This is a genomic window from Psychroflexus sediminis (genome assembly GCF_900099815.1).
Classification (GTDB): Bacteria; Bacteroidota; Bacteroidia; order Flavobacteriales; family Flavobacteriaceae; genus Psychroflexus; species Psychroflexus sediminis.
The window spans coordinates 85,422-104,504 of record NZ_FNCW01000008.1 but is presented as its reverse complement, the minus strand read 5'-3'; the positions used below and the strand labels follow the sequence as shown (position 1 = coordinate 104,504).

Here is a 19,083-nt window from a genome sequence, read left to right as displayed (position 1 = left end):
TATGAAATACATTAAACCTATTCTCATCCTCTTTTGCCTGTCTTTACTACAGTCCTGTTTTGTGACCAAAGACTATGACCGACCTGAAGACACTATAGACTCTATAAGGTATAGAACAGATCAGTTGTCAAAGGATTCTATACCCCTTTCCAAAATAAGCTGGAAGCAAATGTTTACAGATTCTATTCTTCAAAATCATATCGAAGAAGCACTTGACAACAATCAAGATATAAGGATTGCTTTGCAGCAAATAAGCATAGCCAATTCTTACTACAAACAAGGAAAGGCTGGATTTTATCCTTCTCTAAATATAAATACCTCCTATACCAGGCAGGAATTATCGCCAAACTCTCAATTCGGTGGCTTTTTCTCTTCTGTGGAACAGTATGAACTCAATGCCGGTTTATCCTGGGAAGCCGATATCTGGGGTAAAATAAAAAGCAATAAAAGAGCTGCTCAGGCCAGATTCATGCAAACCCAGGCTGCACACCAAGCTGTAAAAACCAATCTGATTTCTAGAATTGCTTCTGGTTATTATCAGTTATTGGCCCTGGATGAACAAGTCAAAATCACGGAGAAAACCCTGGAAAGCAGAAAGAAAAGCCTGGAAACAAGCCAGGCGCTCAAGGAAGCTGGAAACCTTACTTCAGTAGCTGTAAGCCAGACTGAAGCTCAGGTTTATGCCGCTCAAGCCATATTGCTCAGTTTGAAAAACGACATTAAACTTTTGGAAAACACCATTTCCATTTTGAAAGGTGAATCTCCTAAAGGCTTAAGGCGAGGTGAGTTTTCAGCTCAGGACATAGACCAGGAACTCACGACTGGAGTCGCTTCAGATTTGCTTGAAAACCGGCCTGATGTGATTGCGGCTGAATATGAACTGATCAATGCCTTCGAACTGACCAATGCGGCCAGGGCTAGATTTTATCCCTCAATTACCATTTCAGCTACGGGAGGGTTTCAAAGTTTAAATCCGTCAAATTTTATATCCCCCAATTCCTTGTTCCTGAATTTGATTGGAGGCTTAACACAGCCTGTCTTCAACAAAAGACAAATTCAAACGGGATATGAGGTGGCCTTAAACGAAAAAGAACAGGCCCTTTTGAATTTTGAAAAAACCCTGCTCACCGCAAGCAGAGAAGTCTCTGATGCCCTGCTCAATTATCAAAATGCCTTGCAAAGAATTGACGTTAAAACCAAAGAATATGAGGCTTATCAAAACGCATTAGACGATTCCAGGGAATTACTCAACAATGGTTTAGCCAATTATCTTGAAGTATTAAACGCTCAGGAAAACGCCCTGAACACCAAACTAGAAGTCAGTCAGATTCGATTTGATCAATTTAATGCGCTTGTTGAATTATACAGAAGTCTTGGTGGAGGTTGGCAATAGATTCAAGCTCCTCCATAAAAAAAAGCCGAGACTCGCTCGGCTTTTTTATGGATAAGATTTTCTACAGGATTTATTCACCCATTTTTTCCATTAGGGCCTGTGAAAGCCGTTTATAGGTTCCGTTTTCCAGGCGCTCTCGAATAGCTGAAAAGGCCTTTAAAGTTAAGTCGATATCTTCCATTGTATGTGTCGCCGTAGGGATCATTCTTAATAAAATCAAGCCCTTAGGAATGACCGGATAAACGACGATAGAACAAAATATACCGTGGTTTTCTCTCAGATCTTTTACTAGAGCCATGGCTTCAGGAATACTTCCCTTTAGGTAAACCGGAGTCACACAACTCGTGGTTGTACCAATATCAAAGCCGTTGTCTTTCAAACCGTTTTGAAGAGCATTGACATTGTCCCAGAGTTTGTCCTTAAATTCTGTAGACTTTCTCATAAGCTCCAGGCGTTTTAAAGCGCCTTCTACCAATGACATTTGCAATGATTTTGCAAACATCTGCGAACGCAGGTTGTATTTCAGGTAATCAATGATTTCTTTATCGGCTGCAATAAAAGCTCCTGTACTCGCCATGGATTTTGCAAAAGTTGCGAAATACACATCGATCTGATCTTGCACGCCTTGTTCTTCACCGGCTCCGGCGCCAGTTTTACCTAAGGTACCAAAACCATGAGCATCATCGACTAATAACCTGAAGTTATATTTTTTCTTAAGCTCAACGATTTCCTTAAGTTTCCCCTGCTCTCCTCGCATTCCGAAGACACCTTCAGAAATAAACAGAACGCCTCCACCGGTTTGTTCCGCAATTTTTTCCGCCCGGGCCAGGTTCAGTTCGATACTGTCAAGATCGTTATGCTTATAGGTGAATCGCTTGCCTAAATGTAAACGTACACCATCAATAATACAGGCATGAGCGTCTACATCATAAACAATGACATCGTCTTTTCCTACAAGTGCATCAATAGTCGATAAAATGCCCTGATAACCAAAGTTTAGGACGTATGCAGCTTCTTTGCTGACAAAATCCGCCAATTCCTCCTGAAGTTTTTCATGCAGTTCGGTATGGCCACTCATCATTCGAGCTCCCATAGGATAAGCACTTCCCCATTTTTTGACTGCTTCTTCATCAGCTTTTCTTACTTCGGGATGGTTAGCAAGCCCCAGGTAATCATTGATACTCCATGTAATGACTTCGCGTCCCTGGAATTTCATCCTGTTGCTTATTTGTCCTTCCAGTTTAGGAAAAACAAAATAACCTTCTGCCTGATCAGCCCATTTGCCTAAAGGACCTTTATCTCTGTAAATTTTTGAAAATAAATCTTTCATTATTTATCTTTTTTGTTTTACTAATTACTCAAATATCAGTTATGAATATTTGTAACCTGTTGATTTTTTAAAATTTTGCCATTGGTTTTCTCCTCTTTCAATCCGGGATAATTTGTAAAGCCTTGTGCCTTCATCCACTCGTCTGAGAATACTTTGCTCATATATCTGGAGCCATGATCTGGAAAAATGACGACCACTTTACTCTGAGAATCAAATTCACCTTCTTCATCGAGTTGTTTTACCCCCTGCATGACAGCTCCACTGGTATATCCTACAAACATACCTTCAGCTCTGGCGATATCACGAGCCATATAGGCACTATCTTCATCGCTAACTTTGGTAAATTTATCAATGCTGCTAAAATCAGTAGCCGTAGGAATCAAATTTTTACCAAGACCTTCTATTTTGTAAGGGTAAATCTCACTTTTATCCAGCTTTCCGGTTTCATGGAATTTTTGAAGAACAGAGCCAAAAGCATCAATCCCTAAAATACGGATATTTGGATTTTTCTCTTTTAAATATCTGGCTGTTCCGGAAATAGTACCTCCAGTTCCACTACAGGCAACTAGATGAGTAATTTCGCCCTCCGTCTGTGCCCATATTTCGGGACCGGTGGTCAAATAATGCGCATCGATATTTAAATCATTGAAATATTGATTGATATATATAGAGCCAGGGGTTTCGCTGTGAATGCGTTTGGCAACTTCATAATAAGATCTAGGGTCTTCCGGAGCCACGTTGGAAGGGCACACCCTCACGTCTGCTCCCATGGTTTTAAGCAGGGAAATTTTATCTTTAGAAGATTTAGAACTTACGGCAAGAATACATTTATAGCCTTTTATAGCGGCGACCATAGCAATACTAAAGCCTGTATTACCGGATGTAGTTTCAATAATAGTATCTCCAGGTTTTAAATCCCCGTTTTGCTCTGCTTTTTCAATGATATAATGAGCAATCCTGTCTTTGGAGGACAGACCGGGGTTTTGAGCTTCATACTTAGCTAAAAACTCTCCTTGAAAATGTTGAGAAATATTTTTTAATCTAATTAAAGGTGTACAGCCAACCATAGATAACAAGCTGTCGTGAACATTCAAATTTTTATGCATAAAGCCAACGTCTTTTCACGTAAGTAATATCTCTAAACTAAATAACAAGGGGCTAAATTACAATTATTTTTCTGATTACTCTGTTATTTGCTCCAAATCCAAAATAAAAGCATAGTCTTTGGCCAGTTCTTTCAAAGCCTCGAAACGCCCTGAGGCTCCACCATGACCTGCATCCATATTCGTTTCTAAATATAACTTATTAGTGTCTGTTTTCATTTCCCTTAATTTAGCAACCCATTTGGCAGGTTCCCAGTACTGAACCTGAGAATCGTATAAACCTGTAGTCACTAATAAATTTGGATAAGCCTTCGCTTCCACATTGTCATACGGAGAATAGGTTTTGATATAATCGTAATATTCTTTATCATTTGGATTTCCCCATTCATCATATTCACCGGTAGTTAAAGGAATCGTTTCATCCAGCATAGTCGTCACAACATCCACAAAAGGAACTGCAGCTATAACGCCATTATAAAGTTCTGGAGCCATATTGATGACAGCCCCCATCAAAAGTCCACCGGCAGAACCTCCCATCGCATAAAGATGCTCGGGTGAGGTGTATTTCTGATCGATCAAATGTTTAGAAACGTCAACAAAATCGGTAAATGTATTTTTTTTCCGAAGTAGTTTCCCGCTTTCATACCATTCTCTTCCGAGGTATTCTCCTCCTCTCACATGAGCAATGGCATAAATAAAACCTCGGTCTAATAAAGACAATCTTGTGGTGGAAAAATAAGGATCCATTGTAGCCCCATAACTTCCATATCCGTATTGTAAAAGCGGGTTTTTGCCGTTTCTTTTGATTCCTTTTTTATAAACTAAAGACACGGGGATTTCAGTTCCATCACTTGCCGTTGCCCATATTCGTTCGGAGATGTAATTATTCTTATCAAAATTTGGATCCTGAACTTCCTGCTCTTTCAGGACAGTCTCGGTTTTATCGACCATATCAAACTCAATTACCGAAGCTGGATTTGTGAGCGAATTGTATGAATATCTCAACAGCTTAGTGTCAAAATCTACATTGGTTGTAGTTCTAGCTGTATAGGTTTCACTTGTAAAGGGAAGGTAATAATCTTCACTTTCGTCCCAACTTTGAACATGAATTCGTGTTAAACCATTGGAACGCTCACTAGTGACCAAAAATTTATTGAAAATGTCTATCCCTTCTAGCAGAACATTTTCACGGTGTGCAATCATCTCCTCCCAGTGAGATTCTGAAGTCGCCTCCAGGGAGGTTTTCATCAACTTGAAATTTTGCGCTTCATCTTTATTGGTCAGGATATAAAAATGATCATTATAATGCGCAATGTCATATTCCAAACCTCTTCTTCGCTCAGAAAATAATCTAAACTCTCCATCTGGTTGATCGGCGTTCAGGATCTGATATTCATCGGACATGGTACTGGATGAACCTATGATGATAAAGTCTTTGGATTTGGTTTTATAAACATAGGTGTTGAAAGTTTCATCTTTTTCTTCAAATACGAGGGTATCGTTTTCGGGAGCCTCTCCCAGGATATGTTTGAAGATTTGACTGGACCTTAAGGTTTGCTCGTCTTTTCTCGTATAGAACAAGGTTTTGTTATCGTTTGCCCAGGTTGAACCACCAGTCGTGGTTTCAATTTTCTCCGGAAGGATTTCTCCAGTTTTTAGGTTTTTGACCTGAATCGTATATTTTCTTCTGCTCACAGTGTCAATACCGAAAGAGGCATAAGTGTTATCCGGACTCACACTCACTCCGCCAAGATTGAAATAGGCATGTCCTTTTGCCATCTTGTTCACATCAAACATGATTTCCTCTTCAGCATCCATACTTCCTTTTCTTCGGGTGTAGATAGGATAATCTTTTCCTTTTTCATACCTCACCTGATACCAGTAACCATTGAGTTTATAAGGGACAGATGAATCATCTTCCTTAATTCGGGACTTCATTTCCTCAAACAAATCATTTTGAAACTTTTCAGTATGAGCAGTGGACTCCCTGTAATAGTCATTTTCAGCATTGAGATAAGCTATAACTTCAGGATTTTCTTTATCGTTCATCCAGTAATAGTTATCGACTCTGTCTTCGTTATGAATTGAAAGTGTTTTTGGATTTTTTTTCGTCACGGGTGGCATAACATCGGTATTTATCATCTTCGAACTATCGTTTTTGCAAGAAGCTGCAAATATAAAACTTAAGGCTAGAACAGGGATTAATTGTTTCATAAGACTGGGTTTAAATTTATGGTTGTATCTTTTTTTAAGAGGCCGACAATATAGCAATTTTGCTCTTGAGTATACTCATGAAGGATTACGTCTGGAGACAGGATTAAAATGACGCACAACATCAAAGAAAACCAGGTTTAAGCCGAAGAAAACTACTCATTCAAATCAAATAGCCCACACAATACTTAGTTGTGCAGGCTATTTTTTTAATCACTTTGAAGTTCTAAAATCAATCAAAGTTCACACAAAATACAGTTTTTAATGAACCGAATTCTGCTACATATGTTCAGATAAATTATAAGTCCTTGTAATCAAACTTCTGTCCTCCAACCGACAGGCCTGCCATGGCACCAGCCTTAGGCATGGAGATTACAGCTATCCCGTTTTTGAATTCGACATCCCCTGATACACCTTCATCAACCATGACAACCGAAATATCTGAAGAGAGTTTAAGGTCTCCGCTTTTGAACTCTTCAAAGGCTTCATCGGTCTGGAAAATAATGGCTTCGCTGAACGCCTTACCTCCCAATTGAAAGCCTATATCAAGCTGTCTTAATTCTGCCATCCCTACCAGGGTTCCGTTTTCATAAACAGCTCCGTTACCCGCTGCTCCGCCAAGTATATAGGCCCCTTTCCCCACATTAGGAAATATAGCATAGCCCTCTGCTTTTTCAAAAAGCTCCATCAGTTCCGGGTTTTGGTTAACGATCTCTCTCCTGGCATCTTCGGCATCGTTGATCACCTCTAGTTGCTGTTCACTTTGAGCCATCAGTGTAGTACTAAAAAGAACAAATAATCCTAATATCAGTGACTTAGTCATTTTATTTAATGTTTTCATATATGATTAATTTTGAATTAATATTCGATTTACACTAATTTAAGGCTGATAAACTAGTTCAGGATGCCATTTAACATTATTTAAAGTGATGCCAAACCCGGCAAAGTCCTTAATTTTGCTAAGTTATTGGGAAAAAATGACTCGCTATTTAAACTTGACTTTTGAATGGTTTAGGTAAATCTGTGTTGTCCGAAAAAAATAAATCGATAAGAAAGCTTTCTGTAAATCAGGGCAGGTACGAATGCTTTTAAAGACTGTGTTCAAATTTATTGGATTTATCTTTTTTAAGCGTCCAACATTATAGTAATTTTGTCCTTCATCGTAATACAAAAGAATTATGTTTGGAGATATGATGGGTATGATGAATAAAATCAAAGAAACCCAGGCCAAAGTTGAAGAGACTAAAAAACGTTTAGAGACGGTCACCTTACTTGAAAAAAGTAATGACGAATTATTGACGGTAAAAATTACGGCGAACCGCGAAATCAAATCTATTGAAATTGATGACGAACTGCTTCAGGATAAAGAACAACTCGAAGATTATTTAATCCTAACCATAAATAAAGCCATCAAAAAAGCTGGAGAGGTGAATGAAGCTGAAATTTCTGCTGTTGCTAAAGACGGCTTACCTGATATTCCTGGCTTAACCAGTTAAAAAATGAGTGTTCTTTAGTGTATATCCTGTTCTATTGATTTCAGCGAATACTAACAAAACATTCGAAACCTTAGCCTATAAATTTATGACTAATCGGATTATGTTTATAAATCAAAAGCTATATTTGCCTTAATAATCAGCCAGTGAATGAAATTATCTTCAATTATTTTAGTTTTACTAATCATCACTTCATTAAGTTCCTGTATAAGTACAAAACGGCTCACTTACCTAGCTGTGGACGAAGATATCTCGGATAGCCTGATTTCTATTCAACAAATGCAACGCCCTTACAGGGTGCAAATCAATGATTTGCTGAGCATTAGGGTTAAAGCCCTGGATCAAGAACTAACCAGCATGTTCAATCCCATTGGGGACGCTGAGAATTCTACAGCCACTACGGAAGAGAAGGCTTATTTTGACGGCTTTCCTGTAGACAGGCATGGAAATATTAGAATACCAACCCTGGGCCCCGTGAAGGTAATAGGGCTCACATTAGAAGAAATCAGGCTGAAGCTGAAAGACAAACTACTTAGTGACTATTTCAAACGAGAATCAAATATTTTTATAACTGTAAAACTGGCAGGTTTACGCTATACCACCTTAGGAGAAATTGGTTCCGGAAGTCAAGTTATTTATAAGGAACAGGTATCCATCATGGAGGCCATTGCAAATGCCGGGGATATCACTATTTATGGAGACAGAAGAAATGTGAAGATTTTAAGACAATATCCCGAAGGACAACGCATACATCGCATTGATCTCACCGAGATTACCGCTGTTAATTCACCTTTTTATTATATCCAGCCCAATGACTTAATTATCGTGGATCCCCTGCCTCAAAAATCATTAGGAATAGGTGAAACCGGTTTTGGAACCATTGCCACTTTATTCTCATTGTTAACTGGACTTACTATTTTATTGATAAGACTCTAATGGAAGAAGATTTCGAAATAAATGAATCTAATACACACTTTGACTTTAAAGGATTCATCGTCAAAATCTTTAGTTACTGGTACCTATTTGTTATAAGTATTCTGATAGGCCTGGGAATCGCTTATTTTATCAATGTACGTAAGCAGCCGATTTATAAGATTGAAAGTCTTATCACCATAAAAGATGACCAAAACCCTTTTTTCACTTCCAACACAAGCTTAACCTTCAACTGGGGTGGTGTTTCAGACAAAGTCAACACCAGTGTAACTACGCTGAAAACCAGAACTCACAATGAAAAAGTTGTGAATAGATTACGCTACTACATTCAGTATTTTGTAGATGGTAAATATCAGAGAGAAGACGCTTATGGCCAAGTTCCGTTTGTAGCTCTGGAAGACAGTTTAGAATTCCAGCTTATAGGCAGGCCCCTTACCATTACTTTTAAAAATGAAGACAGCTTTGAACTGAGCTTAAACTTTGAGGACGAAGAACCGGGAAAGCTTAGTTTTTATAATTTTTATACCAAAGAACAAGAAAGTTTTTATTTTGAAAAGGAGGATTATAAAGCAAGTTTTCAAATTACAGAATATATAGATTCTCCATTTTTTAAAGGCCGAATTTTTAAAAGTGATATACCTGTAGTTATAGGTAAACCTTATTACATTCAGTTTAATAATTATTATTCTACGGTAAAGCAGTTTCAAAATATAAATGTAAACCCGGAAAATAAAGGAAGCTCGATTCTTAACCTGTCTCTCACAGGTAATAACAAAGAAAAACTGGTAGATTACCTCAATACTACTGTTCAAGTACTCAGTGAGGATATGCTAAACAGAAAAAATCTTTTTGCTACAAAAACCATTAGATTTATTGATAGCAGTCTTACTGAAAAATCTAAAGAACTCAAAACTGTCGAAGAAGAACTGAATCAATTTAAAATCAGTAATGACATCATTGATTTAACTGCAGAAAGCAGCGAAATAAGACAAAGATTGACCAACCTGGACCTTGAACAAAATGTAATTCAAAGACAGTTGGATTATTACAACAGGCTAGAGGACTACTTGATAAGCAGGCAAAATTACAGTGAGGTCCCCGCTCCTTCTGTGGCTGGCATTGATGAACCCAGCATAAGTTCTGCTGTAGGAAAGATTTTAGCATTATCTGAACAACGAAGCAAATATTCATATTCGATTAAAAGTGACGCGCCCATATTTGATGATATTGACAGGCAAATAAATGCAACAAAATCGGTTCTGCTTGAAAATATCGAATCCTCGAAAAAAATCCTTCAGGAACAGATAAGAACAGTAAGACAAAATGTTGCAGAATTAGAAAAGCAAATACGAAAATTACCCAAAGAACAACAAGATTTACTGAAAATTGAGCGCCGCTATACCATTAGTGAAGAGACCTACAACCTGTTTTTGAGCAAACGAAATGAAGCTGGTTTAATAAAAGCTGCGAATGTTAGCGATGTGCAAATTATTGATAAAGCCATGGATACCGGTGGCGGTAAAATAGGTCCAAATACACAGCTCAATTATGTCATGGCTCTTCTTCTGGGAAGCTTTGTCCCTTTGGTTTTTGTTTTCCTTCTGGTCTTTTTGGACAACAAAATAAACAATCCTAAAGACGTGAATAAGCTCTCTCCCATTCCCATATTAGGTGTTGTGGGAAAAAGTAAATCCACCGGGAATTTGGCCGTTTTCAGCAAACCCAGGTCTGCGATAGCTGAAAGCTTTAGAGGCTTAAGAACCAGCATGCAGTTTATCTTCAAGCAGCAGCATATCCAGGGAAATAAAACCATACTTATTACTTCATCTGTAAGTGGAGAAGGAAAGACATTTACAGCCATAAACCTGGCCTCTGTATTTTCTCTGAGCGGAAAAAAAACCCTGCTTATTGGCCTGGATCTAAGAAAACCGAAAATTTTTGAAGATTTTGACATAACTAATGATATCGGGGTCGTCAATTATTTGATTGACCAAAATTCTATTGAAGAAATCACGCAAAAAACAAACTTTGCCAATTTAGATATCATTGTTTCAGGTCCTGTTCCTCCTAATCCTTCTGAACTTTTGATGGCCGATAAAATGGATGCACTTTTTCGTGTTCTGAGAGAAAAATATGACTGTATTATTATGGATACACCTCCTATAGGACTGGTATCAGACGCTCTGAATTTAGGTAAATATGCCGATGCCTCTATTTATCTGTTGAGACAAAATTATACGAAAAAAGCCATGTTAAGTGTCATCAACGAAAAGTTTGAAAAAGGAGAAGTAAAAAACATCAGTTTTATTCTCAATTATTTTCAGCATAAAGCCAAGTATGGTTACGGGTACGGTTACGGTTATGGCTACGGATATGGATATGGACGCTATGGTAACGGTTACTTGCAAAATGAAAACAAGCATACTTTAAAGAAAAAAATTCTACGGAAACTGAAAAAAATATTTAACCTATAAAATCAATCCCATTTATGAGTCATCCTAAAATAGCAATTATTGGCCTCGGATACGTTGGCCTGCCCCTTGCTGTTGCTTTTGCTAAAAAATATCCCGTCATCGGTTTTGACATCAATCAGTCACGAGTTGATGAACTCAACAGAGGTAAAGATCATACCCTGGAAGTATCTGACCAAAAGTTACAGGAGGCCTTAAAAACAAGTGCAACAGCAGGTATGAAATTATCTACGGATCAAGATGATTTGAAGGAATCGACCATATTTATTGTCACTGTACCTACTCCAACAGACAAGAATCGCCAACCTGTGTTAACTCCACTGATTAGAGCGAGTGAAACCATAGGTAAGGTCCTGAAGGATGGTGACATCGTTATCTATGAATCTACAGTTTACCCTGGTGTTACCGAAGAAATATGTGTTCCGGTTTTGGAGAAACAGTCTGGAAAAACCTTTAATAAAGATTTTTTTGCCGGCTATTCCCCGGAGCGCATCAACCCGGGAGACAAGCTCCATACGGTGACCAGCATCTTAAAAGTGACTTCTGGTTCGACGCCGGAAATTGCTAAAAGAGTAGATGAATTATACGCTTCCGTGATTACAGCGGGAACACATTTGGCCAGCAGCATAAAAGTAGCTGAAGCAGCAAAAGTTATTGAAAATTCACAGCGAGATATCAATATTGCTTTTGTGAATGAGTTATCCAAAATATTTAGACTACTCGATATAGATACTAATGACGTTCTTGAAGCAGCAGCAACCAAATGGAATTTTACCAAATATACACCAGGACTTGTCGGTGGTCATTGTATAGGGGTTGATCCTTATTACCTGGCTCAAAAAGCCCTGGAAGTTGGTTACAACCCCGAAATCATTCTATCTGGCAGACGAATAAACGACGGCATGGGTAAATATGTGGCCAATGAGGTCATAAAATTAATGCTGAATAAAGAGGCGAAGGTAAAAAATGGCAGAGCTCTTGTTTTAGGAATCACCTTTAAAGAAAACTGCCCCGATACCAGGAATACCAAAGCAATAGATGTCATTAAAGAATTACAAACCTATAATATGAATGTAGATGTTTGCGATCCATGGGCTGATAAAGATGAAGTGAAAACTCTTTTCGGGATTGATTTGTTGCGGTGTGAAGAGATCAATTCAACCTACGACAGCATCGTGCTCGCTGTTTCTCATAAAGAATTTCTCAGGCTGGATTTCAGTGCCTTAAAAAATGAAAAGGCCGTTGTTTTCGATGTAAAATCCTTTTTACCAACTGAACAAATCGACGGGAGATTATGATGTATAAACACGCATACCACGACGCAGATTTAAGCAATGTCAACATTCTCGTGACAGGCGGCGCAGGTTTTATCGGTTCAAATATCGTAGAGTATCTACTGAAGTTTGGCGTAAAAAAAGTTCGCGTTTTAGACAATTTATCCAACGGATATTTCGAAAATATATCTGAATTTGATAGTGAACCCAATTTCGAATTTCAGGAGGGAGATATCAGAAAACTCGAAGACTGTCAAAAGGCGGTTAAAGATATAGATATCGTTTTACATCAGGCTGCCTTGGGCTCTGTACCTCGCTCTATTGATGATCCTATAACCAGTAATGAGGTCAATGTTTCGGGTTTTTTAAACATGCTGGTCGCTTGTAAAACCTCAGAATCTGTTAAACGTTTTGTTTATGCTGCATCAAGTTCTACTTACGGCGACAGCCCCACCTTGCCAAAAGTCGAGCATAATATCGGTAAACCCTTATCCCCTTACGCCGTAACCAAATACGTCAATGAGCTTTACGCTGAGGTTTTCTCTAAAACTTATGGTATGGAAATTATTGGCTTGCGTTACTTCAATGTGTTTGGTCCCAAGCAAAGCCCCCAAGGCGCATATGCTGCTGTCATTCCCTTATTTATGCAGGCACTTCAAGACCAGGACTCCCCTACTATAAATGGAGATGGAGAGCAAACCAGAGATTTCACCTTTGTAGAAAATGCTGTACAGGCTAATATAAAAGCAGCTTTTGCTCCTAAAAAAGCAACAAATCAAGTTTATAATGTCGCTTGCGGAGAGCGTATTAGTTTGAATACTCTCTGGGAATCGCTGCAGGAAGCTTCAGGGAGTAACCTCAAAGCCACTTACGGCCCACCAAGACTAGGGGATGTAAAAGATTCCTTAGCCAACATCGATAAAGCCAAAAAAAGAATTGGATATCAACCTAAATTTAGTGTACAAGAAGGCCTGAAAATAACCTGGGACGCTTTCAAAAACTAAGAAATTTTCCTGACAGCGATTTCAAAATCTGAATGGTTTTCAGGGGTTTAATTCTACCTTTAATTCATAAAAAAACCTGCCAGTGATGGCAGGTTTTTAATCAAATCAAAACTGATTAATCAATTAAAACTTTAAATTGATCGCCAGATCAAATTCGTCATAAATTGTCTTATCTCCCAGATTGTCAAAGAAAGTGTTCGACCCATATCTTACATCATATTTGGTTCTGTCGATGGTAAGATTGGTCGTTGCTGAATTTTCGTTCATTTCCATATCAAAAGCAATGGGATTGGTTTTCCCTTTGATAGTCAGATCACCGGAAATCCCGTAAACATTATCTTTCTTTTTAGCCACAGTATTGATAACAAAAGTGGCAGTTTCATGAGTATCTACGCCAAAAAAGTCATCGGATCTTAAGTGACCCATCAATTTTTCCCTGCTGTCGCCTTCTAAATCGGTAACGTTGATGGACGTCATGTCTGCTGTGAATTCACCGCCAACAAGTTCGCCATCTTCCATCAGGAAGTAACCGTCTTTCAGGTCGATTGTTCCCTCATGAGAACCTGTCAGTTTTTCACCTTCCCAGGTAATGCTACTTTCCTTGATGTTTACTTTTTTCTTCTCGATAGCAGTGGTAAATGCTACCAGACTCAAGATAATTGTGGTGGCTAGTGCACCTTTTAATACATTCATTTTCATAGTTTTAAAGTTTAATTTGGTTTATAATTAAATTCTTGTAAATAATTCTTCTTTGGATTTTCTTACTTTCTTTTCATCTTGTAACTCATCATCTTCACTTCTGTAACCCAGGGTCGTTAGAGCCACTGACTTTAAGTTTTTTGATCTTAAATCCAATAATTCATCAAATTCATCAGGCTTGAAACCTTCCATAGGGCAGGCATCTATTTCCAGGTGAGCTGCTGCGGAAAGCAAGTTGCCCAAAGCTATGTAAGCTTGTCGGGCTGCCCATGCTTCTTTCTTATCCTCTGAGAAAGTAAGCACAGAATTCTCAATCATATCCTTCAGACCTTCAAATTCTTCTTCTGGTTTGTTCCTGATTTCACTATTGCTTTTAATGAATTTGTCTACATAGTCCTGATCAACATTGGTATTGTATGCAAATACCAAGAGATAAGAGGCATCTGTAATCTGAGGCTGACTAAAAGCAGCCGGCTTCAGTTTGGCTCTCACTTCAGGATCTTTGATGACGATGACTTCATAAGGCTGTAATCCGTAAGAGGAAGCTGATAATCGAATAGCTTCGAGCAAGGTTTCTAAATCTTCTTCCGAAACTTCTTTTTCCGGATTGAATTTTTTTGTGGCGTAACGCCAGTGTAATTTTTTGATGTAATTACTCATAGTGTTCTGTTCTTAATTTATGTAATAGCCTGTTTAATTCCTTTAAATCTGCCGGTGAAAGCCGGTCTGTCATTTTCATTTCCGCTTCATCAACCGCTGTATTGATCAGATCGAGCATATTAATGCCTTCCTCCGTAATGGTGATATCGACTTTTCTCCTGTTGGATTCGCACTGCTCGCGCTCGACGTAATTTTTCCTGATGAGTTTATCAACCAGTCTGGTGGTATTACTCATTTTATTGATCATCCGTTCCTGGATGGTCTGCAATGAACAGGGCTCTCCCTGTTTACCTTTTAAAATGCGAAGTACATTGAACTGCTGAGTGGTGATATCAAAAGGCTTCAGCACCGACGTGATTTCATCCGTGATCCAGTTGCCCGTGAATAAAAGGTTCAGCAAGGCCCTTTTACATTCAGGTAAAGGTTTTGATATCTTAAGCTCTTTTTCTATAATCATGTACTTACAACAATTGTATGTACAAATGTAATGCGAAGGAAGCTTTAAAATTTAAAGCTTATGTTAAACTTTTAAGTCTTGAATTTTAGTATATGATTGGATTATAATCCGATTAGCTTAAAGGAATATTGTATTTTTACATTTGAATTCAAAATGAGATTATGGAAAATTTAAATGAAAAAAAGTGGGCTGAAGGCTTGCAAGCTTCAGACAATGCTGAAATTATAGACGTAAGAACCCCGGAAGAATTTAATGAGGGTTATATTGAAGGTGCAAAACTGATCAATATCCAGGATTCAGGAAAATTCATGCAGGAAATAGAACAATTACCAAAAGACAAACACTATTATGTGTATTGCAGGTCTGGAAGGCGAAGTGAAATGGCATGCCAGCTCATGAACAGAGCGGGTATAGAAAATGCTTACAACCTGGAAGGGGGAATTCTGGACTGGACCGGTGAAGTAAAATCATAAATCATGAGAGGTTTAGTTTTATTTTCACTCTTATTGGTATTGCTCTCTTCGTGTGACCGCAGTAAAAGCAACTCTACTTTGGTATCCTCAAAGGAGATGAAGGAGTTGATGATTTTAGACTCGGTTCAACTTATAGATGTAAGAACACTAGAGGAGTTTCGGGAAGGGCATTTGGCAGGAGCGCAAAATTTGATCTATGATAACGAATTCGCTTATAAAATAAAACAACTGGACAAGTCAAAGCCTGTTGCTGTCTATTGCAGAACCGGCAGGCGATCTGAAGAATGTTCTCAAATACTCAGAGATGCCGGTTTCAAAAAAATTTACCAACTCAAAGGGGGTTTATCTGAGTGGGAATATGAAGACTTACTTGTTATTGACAGTTTAGCTCATTAAAGCACTAACAATCACAAAGAGTAGTTATTATTCATCAGAAAAAAATATATTTGCATAGATCAAATACTTTAATCACATGAAATTTATCATTTCCAGTACATATATGTTGAAAAACCTTCAAACTCTTGGAGGTGTGATCAATAATAATAACACGATGCCAATTTTGGATAATTTTCTATTCGAATTGAATCACAACTCGCTTAAGATCTCATCTTCAGACTTGGAAACGACCATGAGTGCCAGACTGGATGTTGAGTCTAGCGACGAAGGAGAAATCGCCGTTCCTGCGCGATTGCTTTTGGACACCTTAAAAGCTTTTCCGGAACAACCGCTTACCTTCCATAAGTTGGACAACCATACTATTGAAATTAGTTCCGAGCAGGGTAAATACGCCCTGGCTTATGCCAATGCAGAAGATTTTCCAACGCCGGTAAGTATTGAAGATGCGAGTGAAACCGTTTTGGTTGGTGATATTCTGGCAACTGCCATCAACAAAACCATTTTCGCCACAGGTAATGATGATTTAAGACCCGTGATGAACGGGGTCTTCTTCAGATTTACGGAAGAGGCACTCATTTTCGTAGGAACCGATGCTCACAAACTGGTCAAATATGCCAGAACAGACATCAAAACCGATAAGCCTGCAGAATTCATCATGCCTAAGAAACCTTTAAATTTATTGAAAGGTGTCCTTTTAGGAAGTGAAGAGGATGTTCAAATTGAATTTAATGAGTCAAATGCTAAGTTCAGTTTTGAAAATATAGAATTGACCTGTCGCCTGGTCGATGGAAAATATCCAAACTATGAAGCGGTGATCCCCAAAGAAAATCCAAATGTCTTAACCATCGATCGTGCTTTATTTTTGAGCTCGGTAAGACGTGTTTCTATATTCTCCAACAAAACCACGCATCAGATTCGATTAAAGATTGCAGGCGCAGAATTAAATATATCTGCTGAAGATCTGGATTATTCAAACAAAGCCGAAGAACGTCTCACCTGCGATTATCAGGGCGACGATCTTACCATAGGCTTCAACTCTAAATTTTTAACTGAGATGTTGAACAACTTAAATTCTGACGATATCAAAATCAAAATGAGTTTACCAAACAGGGCGGGAATCCTTACACCCGTTGATGGACTGGAACAGGGCGAACACATTACCATGCTGGTCATGCCTGTAATGCTGGGTAATCAATAAGCAAAAAAACATTTTTACACCTACAAAACAGCCTCTTTTCCGGAGGCTGTTTCCTTTAAAAAAACAAAAAAGATGTATTATTTAAAAAATTCTATACTTAGAGGATAATCGGTTTTTTCCCCATTATTGGCTTTAATGGCATTGATGATCGGGAAAATCAAAGTCAGTAATCCAACTCCGGCAAGAATGACAAAGCCGATTAAAATCAACATTAAGGGTACTGCTACCAAAGCAGCTAAGAGCATCGTCAACTGGAAATTAAGTATTTGCTTGCCCTGCTCATCCATATGCTCTATTTTATCTTTTTGGGTTAACCAGATGATGAGCGGAACAATAAATCCGCCAAATCCGGTAAATAGATTAAGGAGCTGGGAAAGGTGAGCAAAAAGCAACATTTGGCGATCTTCTCTTAATATAGGGTCTTGATAAACTTCCATGGTTCTCTTTTTATAATTAGACTTTATGTTTTGTTCAATGTTACATAATTTAACAATTAAATCATAAAAACCAAACATAGTTCTCAATTCTATTAGAAAAACAATTCAAATTAAAAAACAGGCTGTAAATTTGCAGCATGATAGATAAAGATACCATTGTAGCTCTCGCAACCGCTTCAGGTAGTGGAGCTATTGCCATCATAAGAATTAGCGGCCATCAGGCCTTAGAGCTTTGCGCTCCCCTGTTTTATGCCAAAAGTGGTTTATCCATCTTAGATCAAAAAAGTCATAGCCTGCAACTGGGGACGATCCGAAGCGGGGAACGCATTTTGGATGAAGTCCTGGTGAGTGTGTTCCGCGGGCAACGCTCCTACACTGGAGAACCAACCGTAGAGATTTCCTGCCATGGCAGCTCCTTTATACAAAAAGAAATCATTCAGCTGCTCATTTCCAAAGGCTGTCGGGCGGCACAACCCGGGGAATTTACCCTGAGGGCCTTCCTCAACGGCAAGATGGACCTGAGTCAGGCCGAAGCGGTAGCCGATCTGATCTCCAGCGATAATGCAGCCAGCCATCAGCTGGCCATGCAGCAAATGCGGGGCGGGTTTACCAGTCAGCTTAAGGAATTGCGCCAGGAACTCCTGGATTTCGCTTCCCTAATGGAACTCGAACTCGATTTTTCTGAAGAAGACGTGGAGTTTGCCAACCGGGACCAATTCCAGGCTTTGGTGTTGAAGATCCAGAAGGTGCTTTCCCGACTGATCGACTCCTTTGCCGTAGGCAACGTGATCAAAAACGGGATTCCTGTAGCCATCGTGGGGGAACCCAATGTGGGTAAATCTACTTTGCTCAACGCCCTGCTCAATGAAGAACGCGCCATTGTAAGCGAAATCGCCGGGACCACCCGGGACACCATCGAAGATGAAATTTCCATCGGAGGCATTGGCTTTCGGTTTATAGACACGGCCGGTATCCGCGAAACCCAAGACACCATTGAAGGCCTGGGCATACAGCGCACCTTCGAAAAAATCAAACAGTCACAGGTGATTGTGAAGCTGATCGACACCCCCAAAGTCTTTGACCAGAAGCATCAGCTCATCCCTGAGGAATGGGAGCGGGTGAAAGCAGACATACAGCAGCTTAAAGAGGCCTTTCCAGAGCGGCCTTTCCTCCTGCTGGCCAACAAGGCCGACTTGCTTACCGACGCCAATAAAGACACACTGCGGGCGGATTTTAAAGACCTGCTCTTTATCTCTGCCAAAGCCAAAACCGGCATTGAGGCCATACAGGAGCAGCTCCTCAGCTATGTGGATGCCGGCGCTTTGCGCAACAACGACAGCATCGTCACCAACTCCAGGCATTACAATGCCCTGCTGCTGGCTATGGAGGAAATCAACAAAGTCCAGGAAGGCCTGAATCAAGGCTTGACCACCGACCTGCTTGCCATCGACATCCGCCAGGCCCTGTATCATTTTGGAGAAATCACCGGCGAAGTCACCAATGACGAACTTTTAGGTAATATTTTTGCGAATTTCTGTATCGGGAAATAAA

At 39.2% G+C, this 19,083-nt stretch carries 18 protein-coding genes; 10 read left to right on the top strand and 8 right to left on the bottom strand.

Annotated features, from left to right (window positions below; translation table 11 throughout):
• The first annotated feature begins 1 nt into the window (after nt 1).
• Nucleotides 2–1,393 carry an efflux transporter outer membrane subunit gene (locus BLP81_RS09115; RefSeq protein ID WP_093368156.1) on the top strand — a complete coding sequence of 464 codons (1,392 nt, stop codon included), beginning with the start codon at nt 2–4 and terminating at the stop codon, nt 1,391–1,393.
• Between the two features lie 70 nt (nt 1,394–1,463).
• Here the strand turns inward: BLP81_RS09115 and BLP81_RS09110 are convergent, their stop codons facing one another.
• The 4 genes from BLP81_RS09110 to BLP81_RS09095 all read right to left on the bottom strand — a co-directional run bounded on the left by BLP81_RS09110 (nt 1,464) and on the right by BLP81_RS09095 (nt 6,878).
• Nucleotides 1,464–2,723 (bottom strand): cysteate-C-fatty acyltransferase, encoded by a 1,260-nt coding sequence (locus BLP81_RS09110; RefSeq protein ID WP_093368155.1) that lies wholly within the window; start codon nt 2,721–2,723, stop codon nt 1,464–1,466.
• Nucleotides 2,724–2,758: 35 nt separating this feature from the next.
• Nucleotides 2,759–3,829, bottom strand: coding sequence for a cysteate synthase (locus BLP81_RS09105; RefSeq protein ID WP_093368154.1), 1,071 nt, complete (start codon nt 3,827–3,829; stop codon nt 2,759–2,761).
• Between the two features lie 75 nt (nt 3,830–3,904).
• Nucleotides 3,905–6,040, bottom strand: coding sequence for a S9 family peptidase (locus BLP81_RS09100; RefSeq protein ID WP_093368153.1), 2,136 nt, complete (start codon nt 6,038–6,040; stop codon nt 3,905–3,907).
• 295 nt (nt 6,041–6,335) lie between these two features.
• The gene (locus BLP81_RS09095) at nt 6,336–6,878 is read right to left on the bottom strand and encodes a lipid-binding SYLF domain-containing protein (protein WP_093368152.1); all 543 of its coding nucleotides are present in this window, start codon (nt 6,876–6,878) and stop codon (nt 6,336–6,338) included.
• A 337-nt stretch (nt 6,879–7,215) separates the two neighbouring features.
• Between BLP81_RS09095 and BLP81_RS09090 the strand changes: the two genes are divergently transcribed.
• The 5 genes from BLP81_RS09090 (at nt 7,216) to BLP81_RS09070 (ending at nt 13,212) form a co-directional block, all read left to right on the top strand.
• On the top strand, nt 7,216–7,533 hold the full coding sequence (locus BLP81_RS09090; protein ID WP_093368151.1) for a YbaB/EbfC family nucleoid-associated protein: 318 nt from the start codon (nt 7,216–7,218) through the stop codon (nt 7,531–7,533).
• A 147-nt stretch (nt 7,534–7,680) separates the two neighbouring features.
• Complete coding sequence (locus BLP81_RS09085) at nt 7,681–8,466, top strand: polysaccharide biosynthesis/export family protein (protein WP_093368150.1); 786 nt, start codon at nt 7,681–7,683, stop codon at nt 8,464–8,466.
• The gene (locus tag BLP81_RS09080; protein WP_093368149.1) at nt 8,466–10,937 is read left to right on the top strand and encodes a GumC family protein; all 2,472 of its coding nucleotides are present in this window, start codon (nt 8,466–8,468) and stop codon (nt 10,935–10,937) included. Before BLP81_RS09085 ends, BLP81_RS09080 begins: the two co-directional genes overlap by 1 nt.
• A gap of 14 nt (nt 10,938–10,951) precedes the next feature.
• Nucleotides 10,952–12,232: a nucleotide sugar dehydrogenase gene (locus BLP81_RS09075; RefSeq protein ID WP_093368148.1), complete on the top strand. Its 1,281-nt coding sequence runs from the start codon at nt 10,952–10,954 to the stop codon at nt 12,230–12,232.
• Complete coding sequence (locus BLP81_RS09070) at nt 12,232–13,212, top strand: SDR family oxidoreductase (RefSeq protein WP_093368147.1); 981 nt, start codon at nt 12,232–12,234, stop codon at nt 13,210–13,212. Before BLP81_RS09075 ends, BLP81_RS09070 begins: the two co-directional genes overlap by 1 nt.
• A gap of 123 nt (nt 13,213–13,335) precedes the next feature.
• Here BLP81_RS09070 and BLP81_RS09065 read toward each other — a convergent pair whose 3' ends face one another.
• Genes BLP81_RS09065 through BLP81_RS09055 form a run of 3 tightly spaced genes read right to left on the bottom strand, consistent with a single transcriptional unit; the run spans nt 13,336 to nt 15,028 of the window.
• Nucleotides 13,336–13,911 carry a YceI family protein gene (locus tag BLP81_RS09065; protein WP_093368146.1) on the bottom strand — a complete coding sequence of 192 codons (576 nt, stop codon included), beginning with the start codon at nt 13,909–13,911 and terminating at the stop codon, nt 13,336–13,338.
• A gap of 27 nt (nt 13,912–13,938) precedes the next feature.
• On the bottom strand, nt 13,939–14,571 hold the full coding sequence (locus tag BLP81_RS09060; protein ID WP_093368145.1) for an NAD(P)H-dependent oxidoreductase: 633 nt from the start codon (nt 14,569–14,571) through the stop codon (nt 13,939–13,941).
• Complete coding sequence (locus BLP81_RS09055) at nt 14,564–15,028, bottom strand: MarR family winged helix-turn-helix transcriptional regulator (protein ID WP_093368144.1); 465 nt, start codon at nt 15,026–15,028, stop codon at nt 14,564–14,566. Before BLP81_RS09055 ends, BLP81_RS09060 begins: the two co-directional genes overlap by 8 nt.
• A gap of 161 nt (nt 15,029–15,189) precedes the next feature.
• On the opposite strand from BLP81_RS09055, the gene BLP81_RS09050 reads away from it, so the two are divergent.
• From BLP81_RS09050 to dnaN, 3 genes are all read left to right on the top strand, one after another.
• Nucleotides 15,190–15,501 carry a rhodanese-like domain-containing protein gene (locus BLP81_RS09050; protein WP_093368143.1) on the top strand — a complete coding sequence of 104 codons (312 nt, stop codon included), beginning with the start codon at nt 15,190–15,192 and terminating at the stop codon, nt 15,499–15,501.
• Between the two features lie 3 nt (nt 15,502–15,504).
• The gene (locus tag BLP81_RS09045) at nt 15,505–15,897 is read left to right on the top strand and encodes a rhodanese-like domain-containing protein (protein WP_093368142.1); all 393 of its coding nucleotides are present in this window, start codon (nt 15,505–15,507) and stop codon (nt 15,895–15,897) included.
• A 76-nt stretch (nt 15,898–15,973) separates the two neighbouring features.
• Nucleotides 15,974–17,095, top strand: coding sequence for a DNA polymerase III subunit beta (gene dnaN, locus BLP81_RS09040; protein ID WP_093368141.1), 1,122 nt, complete (start codon nt 15,974–15,976; stop codon nt 17,093–17,095).
• A 77-nt stretch (nt 17,096–17,172) separates the two neighbouring features.
• Here dnaN and BLP81_RS09035 read toward each other — a convergent pair whose 3' ends face one another.
• The gene (locus BLP81_RS09035; protein WP_093368217.1) at nt 17,173–17,532 is read right to left on the bottom strand and encodes a DUF4870 domain-containing protein; all 360 of its coding nucleotides are present in this window, start codon (nt 17,530–17,532) and stop codon (nt 17,173–17,175) included.
• Nucleotides 17,533–17,669: 137 nt separating this feature from the next.
• Between BLP81_RS09035 and mnmE the strand changes: the two genes are divergently transcribed.
• Entirely contained in the window at nt 17,670–19,082 is a 1,413-nt protein-coding gene (gene mnmE, locus BLP81_RS09030) for a tRNA uridine-5-carboxymethylaminomethyl(34) synthesis GTPase MnmE (protein WP_093368140.1), read from the top strand.
• Nucleotide 19,083 lies beyond the last annotated feature (1 nt).